This window comes from Leptolyngbya sp. KIOST-1, assembly GCF_000763385.1.
GTDB lineage: Bacteria > Cyanobacteriota > Cyanobacteriia > Phormidesmidales > Phormidesmidaceae > Nodosilinea.
This window is the reverse complement of record NZ_JQFA01000002.1, coordinates 1,478,506-1,490,616: the sequence shown is the minus strand read 5'-3', so window position 1 is coordinate 1,490,616 and position 12,111 is coordinate 1,478,506. Positions and strand designations below refer to the sequence as shown.

The 12,111-nt window shown below is 61.0% G+C and carries 7 protein-coding genes; 4 read left to right on the top strand and 3 right to left on the bottom strand.

Translation table 11 applies throughout. The features are described from left to right. Nucleotides 1-191: 191 nt before the first annotated feature. The 3 genes from NF78_RS06585 to bchD form a co-directional block, all read right to left on the bottom strand. Nucleotides 192-1,184 (bottom strand): pentapeptide repeat-containing protein, encoded by a 993-nt coding sequence (locus tag NF78_RS06585; RefSeq protein ID WP_035985413.1) that lies wholly within the window; start codon nucleotides 1,182-1,184, stop codon nucleotides 192-194. A gap of 13 nt (nucleotides 1,185-1,197) precedes the next feature. After that, nucleotides 1,198-3,036, bottom strand: coding sequence for an adenylate/guanylate cyclase domain-containing protein (locus NF78_RS06580; RefSeq protein WP_035985412.1), 1,839 nt, complete (start codon nucleotides 3,034-3,036; stop codon nucleotides 1,198-1,200). A 183-nt stretch (nucleotides 3,037-3,219) separates the two neighbouring features. Beyond that, entirely contained in the window at nucleotides 3,220-5,262 is a 2,043-nt protein-coding gene (bchD, locus tag NF78_RS06575; RefSeq protein WP_035985411.1) for a magnesium chelatase ATPase subunit D, read from the bottom strand. Nucleotides 5,263-5,592: 330 nt separating this feature from the next. On the opposite strand from bchD, the gene NF78_RS28080 reads away from it, so the two are divergent. From NF78_RS28080 to NF78_RS06555, 4 genes are all read left to right on the top strand, one after another. Next, nucleotides 5,593-6,201 carry a hypothetical protein gene (locus NF78_RS28080; RefSeq protein WP_052049902.1) on the top strand — a complete coding sequence of 203 codons (609 nt, stop codon included), beginning with the start codon at nucleotides 5,593-5,595 and terminating at the stop codon, nucleotides 6,199-6,201. A gap of 245 nt (nucleotides 6,202-6,446) precedes the next feature. Continuing rightward, on the top strand, nucleotides 6,447-6,845 hold the full coding sequence (locus NF78_RS06565) for a gamma-glutamylcyclotransferase (protein WP_035985410.1): 399 nt from the start codon (nucleotides 6,447-6,449) through the stop codon (nucleotides 6,843-6,845). Between the two features lie 373 nt (nucleotides 6,846-7,218). Beyond that, on the top strand, nucleotides 7,219-9,957 hold the full coding sequence (locus NF78_RS28075; RefSeq protein ID WP_052049900.1) for a PAS domain S-box protein: 2,739 nt from the start codon (nucleotides 7,219-7,221) through the stop codon (nucleotides 9,955-9,957). A 21-nt stretch (nucleotides 9,958-9,978) separates the two neighbouring features. Beyond that, nucleotides 9,979-12,108 (top strand): putative bifunctional diguanylate cyclase/phosphodiesterase, encoded by a 2,130-nt coding sequence (locus tag NF78_RS06555; protein ID WP_035985409.1) that lies wholly within the window; start codon nucleotides 9,979-9,981, stop codon nucleotides 12,106-12,108. Nucleotides 12,109-12,111 lie beyond the last annotated feature (3 nt).

The following is a 12,111-nucleotide window of genomic DNA, read 5'->3' as shown; positions in this document are numbered from 1 at the left end:
CTAGCCAGGCTCTGTAACTCCCCTGCCCCAGCCGCTGAACCAACCGCAACCATTTGGATTGATTAAACGTCAAGACCCAGCCCTCACTCCAGCAGCGCGATGTCACCGACGTCACCCATCCCAGTCGGGATTTAGCCCGGTGGCACCCACGGTCTATCCATCATCGCTCTATTTTCGGGAAAACAATGTCTCTATTCGTGAACCGTGCCGTCGGGCATGGTGGTGCCGCTCCAGACGACATTGGTTAGGGTGGTGCTGCTGATCTCGGCCCGCTCCAGAATGGCTTCGCTGAGGTTGGCATCGGTGAGGTCCGCGCGACCCAGGTAGGTTTCCACCAGCATCGCCTTCGTCAAAATCGAGCGGCGCAGGCTGACCCGAGCCAGGTCGGCCCGGCTGAAGCGCGAGTTGGCCAGGTCGCAGTCCTCCATCTGAGCCAGGGCCAGCACGGCTTCCGTAAAGTCGGCTCCCCTGGCATTGGCCTGGTTGAGATTGGCCTGAGTGAGGTTGCTGCGGGGGAAACGGCAGTGGGTGAGGTCGGTGGCTTCCAGGCAGCTCTGGCTCAGATCGACATCGCTGAGGTTGGCGTTGCACAGCAGCGCCCCCTGCAGGTTGGCTCCCTTCAGGTTGGCATCGCGCAGCACGGCCTCGCTGAGGTTGGCCCCCCTGAGATCGACATTGGCCAGGTCCGCCCCGGACAGGTTGGTACCCCGCAGGTCAGCCAGGCGCAGTTTAGCCCCCCGCAGGTTGGTGGCATACTTGCGGTTTTCCTGGCGCAGGTTTGCCCCGCGCAGACAGGCTCCGGTCAGATTGGCCCCGCTCAGATCGGCATTGCGCAGGTCAGCCCCGGTCAGGTTGGCGTCGAGCAGGTCGGCCAGGGTCATGTCGGCGCTGCGCAGGTCGGCCCCCTGCAGGCTGGCTCCGTGCAGGTTGGCATCGCGCAGCATCGCCGCCGACAGATCGGCCTGGTTGAGGTTAGCCCCACCCAGGCGCGCTTTGGATAGGTTAGCCTGGCGAAACCGCACCCGAGTCAGAAAGGCCAGCATCAGGTTGGCGCTTTCCAAATCGGCCTGCACCAGGTTGGCCCCAATCAGATCGGCCCCAGCCAGATCGATGCCAACCAGGGTCTTACCTTTGAAGTCCATCTCGCCGCGGGCATAGGCATCGAGTAGTTCACGGGCGTTCATATTGATCGGGGGCTCAGGCGGAGGAACGGGCGGAGGATGGAGCGACGGCAACAGCAGGACGATCGCCCAGGCTGGCCACCTCGCGATCTTTGGTGGCGGGACAGGGTGGTTCAGGAACCTCTAACTCCGCCACGACCAGGGGCTCTAGCGCTGCATTGGGGTCCTGGGGATAGTAGGCCCGCATGGCCTGGGTAATGGCGCTGGCCACCTGGCCGCCATCGCCAGCGCGGCCCAGACAGTGGCCAATAATGGATAGCTTACTGTCTAAGTCGGCGTAGGTGGGGCAATATTCAAAGGTTTGCTGCAGCAGGTCGTTGAGGGTGCGGTGGTTGAGGCTGGACCAGTCCTGGGAGGTGTAGCCAAAGGGTCCATAGAGGCAGGAATACAGCAGAATTTTGGCTCGCAGCGGGTTGGCGTACTGCAGAATGTCACTGCGGAGGTCAAACAGGGAGGAGCGATCGCGCCGGGGGCCGCCGCTGTCCTGGCCTGCACTCAGGGGGTTGGACAGGGTGCCGTGGAGAGTGGTCAGATCGGCGGGCTGCTCAGCCCCCGCCAGGGTGGTCAGAGTGGTGTGCCCGCCCTCGGCACCGCCGGAGGGGCCAGAGGGCTCGGCCGCCAGCGCCGTCGATTCGACCAGGGCCGTGGCACCGGCTGTGCTCCCAAGCTGACTTTGGTACAGCGTCTGAAAGGTCAGGACAATCTGGTTGGCCAACCGCGTGTACTGCTGGCGTCGGTTCAGGTGCTTGACGATGCGGCTGAGTCGATAGCGCAGGTCCTGGGGCTGGGGAGCCACAACGAGTACCTGCTGAATCAGCGCGGGCAGATAAATTTGGTTGAGCAGGTTGGGGTCGTTTTCCCAGCTCCCGTGGCAGAGGCAATAGAGCAGCTTGCGCAGGCGCAGGGCGGCGGGGCTCTGGTCAAACTGGTCGGCCAGGGTCTGGCAGCGCTCTTCCAGCGATCGCACCGTCAGCTGCGTCAGCTCAGTTTCGCCCAGCTCGCGGGTTTGAACCAGCGATCGCGCGTACCAGGGCTGGAGCTGCTTCAAAATCGCCTCCGTCACCTCTGTATAGAGGTCCTGGCGGTTGAGGCCGGCCACCACCCGGCCCAGCTGATCCTCCAGGGCGGCCAGAGTGGAGTGGCGATCGCGCAGCGACAGCAGCAGTGCCCTGAGGTCAAACTGCTCCAGCACCTTGGGGTCGTTTTCCCAGGCCTGCTGGTAGGTGGCAAAGATCAGCTTTTTGATCCGCAGGCTGTGGGGGTGGGTGCTGAGGGCGCGTAGGGCATTGGCCAGCAGCGCCTCGGTGGTCATGGGCAGGGTGCAGGTGTTGTCGTCCGAGCCCTGCGGGCTGGAGCCGGTGTCCTCCGCCTGTAGGGCCAGCTGGTAGGCGGGTACCGGTTCCTCAATATTTTTGAGATGGAGCGGGCCCAGAAAGGTGGCGTGGAGAGTGAGGCGGGCCTTGACCACGTCGTAAATGGTGCGCGACACACACAGACCGCGGGGCTTGGCGTAGGTTTGCAGGCGGGCCGTGATATTCACCCCATTGCCCATCACGTCCTGCTCGCTGACCAGAATGTCGCCCAGGTGAATGCCAATGCGGTGATCCAGGTACTCCTCAGGCCCCAGCCCTGCGGCCAGATCCACCAGCTGCCGCTGCATCTCCAGGCCGCAGGACACGGCTTCAACCGCGCTTAAAAAATAGATCAGCAGACCGTCTCCCGTGGACTTGAGCACGGTACCGCCAAACTCCCGGCAGGTATCGCCAATTAGCGTCAGGTCGCGGTCAATCAGGCGAAGGGTGCGCTCCTCATCCACCGACATCCGGGTGCTAAAGCCCACGGCGTCAGTAATCATGATGGCAGCTAGCAGACGTTGCCCCTGGGATAACGATGACACTCGACGTTCCATGGCGACTCGCAATGGTGCACAGCAGGATGGGTCAGGTCTGGGGCAGGGGCAACCCCGAGACGCTTACACTTAACATATTGCCCGTATAGACCCTGCAATGCGCTAAATAGAGGCCAGAAGCCGAACGGTTTACCCAGTCTTCATATCGGCGATCGCCCCCCGGGCCATCGCGGCGATCGCCTGGTCGGTGGCCTTGGGCAACTGGTAGTAGCGGCCCCCGGCGGTCTTGGCCAACTCTTTACCAAACCCGGTGGAGACAAACTTGCGTTCGGTATCAATAATCAGCAGCTGATAGCCCACGCCGCGAATGCGCCCGGCAATCTCTAGCAGCTCCTGCTTGATGTCGGGCTTGGGGGCGTCGGGCTCTGGGGGTTCCCCCAGCGATCGGGCCAGGGGCACGTTGCCGCGACCATCGGTAATCGCCACGATCACCACGCTGCCCACGTCCCCCGACTGCTGGGCATTGACCCCCACCCGCACCGCCTGGGTGAGGCCGTGGGCCAGGGGCGACCCGCCGCCGCAGGCCATGCGCTCCAGCCGTCGTCGGGCCATAGCAATGGAGCGGGTCGGCGGCAGCAGCACCTCGGCCTGTTCCCCCCGAAAGGGAATCAGGGCCACCTGGTCACGGTTTTGGTAAGCCTCGGTAAGCAGCTCCAGGACGGCTCCCTTGGCGCTCTGCATGCGGTTGAGGGCCATCGACCCCGAGGCATCGACCACAAAAATAATCAGGGACCCGGCCTTGCGGGCCAGGCGCTTGGCGCGAATATCCCCCTGCTCCACCACCACCTTGCGGTTGGGCTCCCGCTCGCGGCGAGCCCGCTGGTAGGGGGCGGCGGCCCGCAGGGTGGCATCCACGGCAATTCGGCGCACCGGCCCCTGGGGCATAAAGGGCTTGATATAGCGGCCCCGCTCCTCGGAAAAAATCAGGTTGGCATTGCCCGATTTGCCCTGGCGGCCCACGGTCTGGGCAAACAGCAGCATCGACGGGTCAATGATCACCCCCTCGGGGTCGAAGACAAACTCCTCTGGAATGCTAGGGGGGCTGTCGTCCTCCTCGGGGGAGTCGTCCTCGTCCGGATCGTCGGCATCCTGGTCCTCGGAGTTGTCCTGGGGTTCCTGCTGGTCGGGATCGGAGGGCGGTGGCGGCGGCGGTGGCGGTTCCTCAGGCAGATCCTGGGGCAGCAGGGACCGGGGCACAATTACCAGTTCTACCGCCACGCGCAGATCGTCGGCGGTGACCTCAGCCCGGCCCTCCAGGGCGGCGTGGGCCTTGGCGACTCGCACCGCAAACAGCTCGGCCCGGTGGCCCTGAATGCCCCCCCGCAGCGCCTCGGTCACCAGGTACTGAATCTGCTCCCGGCTGATGGTGACTTCCTTCAGCCATTCCCGCGCCAGAATGATTTGGGTTCTGAGGGCGTCGATTTCGTAGGCGTAGGCGGCCAGCACCGCCTGGGGATCGTTGGCAAACTGGGTCGACTGATCGACCGCCGCCACCCGGTTCGCCAGGGACATGGACCCGTCGGCGGAGAGGGCGATCGCAATGCGATCGAGCAGGTGCTGGCGCAGCGGCCCTGCCTCGGGGTTGTAGGTGGCGATCAGCAGGGGTTCGCAGGGGTGCTGAAAGCTCAGCCCCTCGCGTTCGATCTGGTTGCGACGGGCGGTGAGGGCCGCCAGCAGCAGGTTGGCCACCTGGTCGTCGAGCAGGTTGATGTCGTCGACATAGAGCACACCCCGGTTCGACTCGGCCAGCAGCCCCGGCTGAAACACGCTCTCCCCCGCCTGGATCGAGCGGGCCACATCAACCGAACCCAGCAGCCGGTCTTCGGTAATTCCCAGCGGAATTTGCACAAAGGGGGCAGGGACGACACGGGTGGGCAGGTCGGCCGGAGCGGGAGAGGTGCCGAAGCGATCGCGGGTCTGGTCGTCCCACAGCTGGGGGCTCATGGGGTCAGCGTTGCAGCAGGATCCTTCCACCACCTCAATCGGGGGCAGCAGCTGGTGCAGCGCCCGGGCCATTACCGACTTGGCCGTGCCGCGCCGACCGGCGATGGCCACCCCTCCCAGGCTGGGGTCAACCGCCGCCAGCAGCAGGGCCATTTTTATCGCCCCCTGCTCGACCACCGCCGCCAGGGGAAACACAACCGGAATTGGGGAATCTACTGTAGCCGTCATGGCGCAGGCAACGTACTCAACGTGGGCAATGGTTCAGTCTTTCACCATATCAGGAATTGCCAAACCCTACCCCTGTCTCGCCTTGGCTATGCCTAAACCAGCCCTTCTGGGGGGCGGTAGCCTACCCGCAGGGCCGCCGAGTTTTGTTGCATTGTGTTGCAAACCTCCAAAAGCCTCCGTATTTTCCCTGGCTCAGGCTGCCCTGGGCCAACCAAACCTCCGTTATTTCAACGTTGGGAAAGGAGCGGCCATCCCCCATGCTGTTGAGTAAACCTACTGTTGCCGGGATTTCCTGGCCAAGGCCCCACCCACCCGACTTTTTTCTGCCCTATGAGCGTTTCCCCCAGCCTCGATTCCCTGGCCGCTTTGGTCACTGCGCCGACCTCGGCTATGGCCTGCAAACTGTTGTTTGATCGCGATCTCTACACCCCCTGTCACATTCGGGTGCCCGACGCCGACCATCGCCTGTCAGCCCTCTATGTCGATAACCAGTTCTATAGCTTTCTCAAGATTGTGCCAGAGGCCCATAAGGCGCTAGATGTGGTCATGCGCCTGGGCAAGCGCGACCATACGGCAGCGATTACGCTGACCCGCCGGGGCTACGCCGTGTGGGCCCACGAACCGGGGGCTCGCTACGCCCCACCCACCCGCAAGCCAGGCTACGGCATTCGCCCGGTCTTTGGGCCGCAACCCTGCCTCATGGTAGCCGACGCAAATGCGTACCAAACCTGCCGCCTACAGGTGCCCGATATCAACAAGCCCTTGATGGCGCTGACCTACAACAACCGCTACTACAGCTTCTTCAAACAGGACACCGATGCGGCCAAGGTGCTAGATATCGCCGCTAAGCTGGCCCGCCGAGGGGACGAAACGCTGTTGGTCATTGAATCGTCTACCTTCACCCTCGCCCTTCTCGAAACCAATGGCCGCCTCATCTAGGGGCTATCCTCAAGTAGCCTCTCCTACCCAGCATCCATAGTCACAGTCCCTAGCGGGTTTCCCCAGCTGATTGTGATGGGTTCAGCGGGGCACCGCTGATATCACGGGGGAGCTAGAGTTGATGGCAGGCTCAAGGGGCCGAGCGGGATGACTGTATACAAAAAAGTGTGTCGGGGGCAGCGCGATCCTCTAAGGTTGTAAGTTGGACACCTTGTTGCGCTATCCCCGGCACTGGAACGCTTGCCATGACTGACTCTACTGGAACGGTTACCGTCTTTATCTGCGGCTCGGCCCTGCGCGGTCAGCCCGATAACCAAAACCTGCAGGATGCTGAATTTAAGGGAGCGGCGGCAACCGCGCCCCTCTATCGCCTGCACGCCGTCAAGGATGGCTGGCATCCTGGCATCTATGAGGTCGAAGCCGGTGGAATTGCCATTCCGGGAGAGCTATACGCCATGACCCAGGAACAGTACGCCTACCTGAAAGACAACGAGCCCCCCCACATGTATCCCCACGAGGTGAAGCTGGCCGACGGCGGCACGGCGATCGCCTTTCTGTACCCCAAAGCGCTGATTGACGAGCACAGCTGGCCCGATATTTCCGCCTACGGTGGCTGGGCCGCCTATAAAGCGGCGACGGCATAGACGGGTGTAAAAAGAGTGATGTCCGCTCGGTTCACCCAGTCCATCGAGCTTAGTTTTTGATTCATATCCGGCCAGTGAAATACCGCTGGCCGGACATTTTTTGGGGAAATTTAGGATCGGGTAACAGCCCTATCTGAGGGGGGCTGTAGAAGATTTTCCTTTAGATAGTGTGGACTATTGTTAATTTGACCCCAGAGAAAAATAGCTTTTTATCTTCTCGGGAATTTTTCCCCCAGGACTCGTTAGATTTAAGGAACGATCGCTGTTGTTATTCGCTGGCAGGAGCCCGGCTCTGAATCCCGGGCGGTGCGGCCGGTTGCTCTACTGACCTCTGGGCAAAACATCTGTTGAGCGGTGACTCAAGGAGATAACAATGGCCGAAACAGCAGGTGTAGATCGGTTGTCGCCCTTAATTTTGCTGGCGGATGACAGTGTTGATACGCAGGACCTGGTGACGGTGTTGCTGCAGGGGCAGGGGTATACCGTTGAGGGAGTAACCGATGGCGTGGCGGCCCTGGAGTCTATTCGTCGTCGCCGTCCTGACCTGATTTTGACGGATGTGATGATGCCGCGCCTGGATGGGGTGGAACTGCTGCGATCGCTGCGGGCCGATGCCCAAACCCGTGAGTTGCCAATTATCTTGCTGTCGGCCAGGAGTGGGGAAGACGCTCGGATTGAGGGGCTGGCCGCCGGGGCCGATGCCTACCTGACTAAGCCCTTTTCCCCCCGAGAGCTGCTGGTGCGGATTGAAACCTGCCTCAAGCTGGCCCAGATTCGGCGCGAGTCGGCTCAGCGGGAGTATCATCTCCGTACCCTGGCCGAAGCGGCCCAGCAGGCAGCCGAAGCCGCCGCCGCCCGGCTTACCCGAATTTTAGAGAGTATGGGGGATGCCTTTATCGCCCTCGATCGCGACTGGCGCATCACCTATCAAAATGCCGCCAGCGAGCAGATCAACGGCCAGCCGCGATCGGCGGTATTGGGCCACACCTGCTGGCAGGTGTGGCCTGGGCTGGTGGGCTCTGAGCTGGAAGTGCTCTATCGTCGGGCCATGGCGCAGCAGCGGGCGATGGGCCTCGAGCACCACTACGTTGAGCCTCCCCACCACGACCTCTGGCTGGAGGTGCAGGCCTATCCCACCCCCGAGGGGCTGAACATTTTCTATCGGGACATCACCGAGAGAAAACGCCTGGAGGCCGAGCGCAAACAGATTGAAGCCAGTCTGCAAGACCAGCGGGTGCAGCTACAGCAGCAACTGGCTGAAATTGAAACCATCTATCAGTCGGCCCCCATTGGTCTCAATGTGCTCGATCGCGAACTGCGCTTTGTGCGCGTCAATGAGCGGCTGGCTGAAATCAATGGTCTGTCGGTGGAGGCCCACCTGGGCCGTACGGTGCAGGAGCTCCTACCCGATTTGGCGGCCCAGGCCGAGGCCACCCTGCGGCCAATTCTAGAGACTGGTGAGCCGCTGCTAAACATTGAAATCAGCGGCGAAACCCCGGCTCAGCCTGGGGTGCAGCGCACCTGGGTAGAAAGCTTTTGGCCCCTTAAAGACGGCGATCGCGTGATTGGCATTAGCACCGTCTGTCAGGAGATCACCGAGCGCAAACGAATGGAGGCTGAGCGTCAGCAGGCCCTGCAGGCGCTGCACCAAGCGAAAGCCGAACTGGAACAGCGGGTGGCCGAACGCACGGCGGACTTGCAACAGATGAACGCCGACCTGCGCCAGCGCAAATCCGTTCTGCGCAGCTTTTTCAACAGCGCCGCCATGCCCATGGGAATTGTCGAGCTGCACGACAACGACATTCTGCACATCTCTGACAATTGGGCCGCCGCCGATTTTTTAGGCACCACGCCCACGGCAATGGAAAATCGGTTTGCCAGCGAGCTGGGCGTTTCTGCCGCCACGATTCAGCACTGGATGACCTATTACCGGGAGGCCGAGCGCACCCAGACTCCGGCGCGGTTTGAGTACTGCCACGGGAGGGTTGAAGGTGCTCGCTGGCTGTCAGGGAGTGTATGTCCGATTGCCAACAGCCCCAGTGGGTATCCGCGATTTTCCTACATTATCGAAGATATCACCGAGCGCAAGCAGGCCGAGGCTACACTGGCCCACCGCGAAGAACAGCTGCGGCTGACCTTCGAATTTACCCACATCGGTACCTGGGACTGGGATGTGGGGCAGAACCGGGTGGCCTGGAACGACAATCACTTTAAGTTGCTGGGCCTGGAGGCCAGCACCACAGAGGATACCTATCAGCGCTGGCGTTGTGCCGTTCACCCCGACGATCTGGAGCGGGTGGAGCAGGCCCTGCAAACGGCCCTGCACCAGCACACCGACTACGAAGCCGAATACCGGGTGATCCTTGGCGATGGCACGGTGCGGTGGTTGTTGGGTAAAGGCCGCGGCCTCTACGACTCCGACCAAAACCCGGTGCGCATGCTGGGGGTAATTATCGACATTAGCGATCGCAAGGAGTCTCAGGAAAAGTTGCGGGCCTCCTTGAAAGAAAAAGAGCTGCTGCTCAAAGAAATTTACCATCGAGTCAAAAATAACTTGCAGGTCATCCATAGCCTGCTCAATCTCCAGTCGCGCAACGTGGCTGACGCGGCGGCACTCTCGGTCTTGCGAGATAGCCAAAGTCGCGTCAAAGCGATGGCCCTGGTGCACGAAAAGCTCTACAAGTCCCAGGACCTGACCCGCATTGATCTGGCGGCCTATGTTCAAAGGTTGGCCTACAGCCTGCTGGAAACCTACCAGTGTGACAAAAACCGCATCCAGATCCACCTGGACATTGCCCCCTGCCATCTCGATATCGAAACCGCCCTGCCCTGCGGGTTGATGCTGACCGAACTGATTTCCAATTCCTTTAAGTACGCCTTTCCCCAAGGGCGAACCGGGGAGGTGGCCATTGTCTCTCGTCTCAGCCCTGACGGCCAGGTCACGATTCGACTGGAGGATAACGGAGTTGGTCTCCCGGAGGAGATGGATCTTCAGCAGGTTTCGTCGTTGGGACTCAGCCTGGTGCGAAATTTGACTCAGCAAATTGGGGGTCGGGTCGAAATTATGCCTCAATCGGTTGGGACGGGGTTTCAAATCAGTTTTCCAACCTGAATATCGTCGCTAACTAAAACCATGGAGAGAAAAGTAATTTTAGTCGTAGAAGATGAAGTGGTGATTGCGATGGACTTGCAGGCCACCCTCATCGAACTGGGCTACGAAGTCCCTGCAATTGTCACCTCTGGGGAGGCGGCAATTGCAGCGGCCCTGGACCTGGGCCCCGATCTGGTGCTGATGGATATTTGCCTCAGCGATGGGGTGGATGGGATTGCCGCCGCTGCCCAAATTACCCAGGCTTTAGACATTCCGGTTATCTATCTCACCGCCTACGCCGACGACGATACCCTCGCCCGCGCCAGTCTCACGACCCCCTTTGGCTATATTCTCAAGCCCTTTGAAGCCCGGGAGTTGCGCGCCAATATCGAAATCGCCTTTTACAAACACCGGTTTGAGCAAACCCTCAAAGAAAACCGCCAGTGGCTGCTGGCCGTGCTCAACAGCATCAGTGAGGGGGTGGCCGCCAGCGACGCCAGCGGCCTGATTAAATTTATGAATCCGGTGGCTGAAGCGATGACCGGCTGGGCCCAGGCCGAAGCCATTGGCCGATCGCCGGCCGAAGTGTTTCAATTGGTCGACGAGGTGACGCGCACCCTGATCGAAAATCCGCTGCTGCGATCGCTGCGGGAGCACAACACCGTGTACCTGCCTGACAATGTGCTGCTGCTGACCCGCGCCGGCTATGAAACCCCGGTCGCAGATAGTGCCGCTCCGATTTACAACAATCGCGGCCAAACCGAAGGGGCGGTGATGGTCCTGCGCGACAGCACCAACCAGCGCCGCATGGAGGCCCAGCTTGAGCACAATGCTCTGCACGATACCCTGACCCAGCTGCCCAACCGGGCGCTGTTTCTGGATCGGCTACAGCAGGCGGTCGATCGCCAGGCGCGATCGCCGGAGTTTGGCTTTGTGGTCATGCTGGTGGATCTCGATCGCTTCAAAGTTATCAACGACACCCTGGGGCACCTGGTGGGCGATCAGCTCCTGGTGGAGGTAGCGCCGCGGCTGAAAGCGAGTTTGCGGTCCGTTGATACGGTCGCCCGCCTGGGGGGGGACGAGTTTGCGATTTTGCTGGACGGTGTGACCGATGTCACGACCGCCTGCTACAGTGCCGAACGGATTATTAATGAGCTCAAAAAGCCCTTCGCCATCAACGGTCACGACCTCTTTATCAGCGCCAGTGTCGGCATCGTCCTGAGTTCGATTCCCTACGGGGGCACGGTTGATCTCCTGCGCGATGCCGACATTGCCATGTACCAAGCCAAGCGCCAAGGCCAGGGTAGCTACCGGGTGTTCAATGCCGATATGCACCACCAGGCCCAAGTGCTGATGCGGCGCGAGCAGGCCCTGACCCAGGCGATCGCCCACAACCAACTGCGGGTTCACTACCAGCCTATTGTCTGGCTGGACACCCAGGCGGTGGCCAGTCTGGAGGCCCTGGTCCGCTGGCAGAAACCGGGGGAAGGGCTACTCTCTCCCGATCAGTTCATTCCCCTGGCAGAGGATATTGGGGTGATTACCCATATCGATCAGTGGGTCTTGCGCCAGGCCTGCCAACAGCTCCAGACCTGGCAGCAGATGGGAACGGGAGGCTGGGGTATGGCAGATGGCGGCATCGTTAGGGATGCTCACAGCACCGAGCCAAGCCCCACCATAGCCATCAACGTCAACCTGTCGAGCAATCACTTTGCCAAGAACAATCTGGTCAAAATCTTTGCGGGCATTTTGCAGGACACGGGGCTGGAAGGCCACTACTTAAAACTCGAGATTACCGAAAGCGTATTTATTGAAAATGCAAAAGAAGCGGCCGCGATGCTGGCGGAGCTGAAGCGGCTCAACGTGCAGATTTGCCTGGACGATTTTGGCACCGGCTACTCATCGCTTAGCTACCTGCATCAGTTTCCGATAGACATGGTCAAAATCGATCGCTCCTTTATTAAGGGCATCGCCACCGACACCGAAAAACTGGAGATTGTGCGCGCCATTATCAATCTGTGCCACACCCTGGGCATGGCCGTGACCGCCGAAGGCATTGAAACCCCTCGGCAGCGCGATATTTTGCTGGAGCTGGGCTGTGAGTACGGCCAGGGCTACCTGTTTGCCCAGCCTCTCGACGGCGCAACGATTACCCAAGCCCTACAGCGTTGAGGG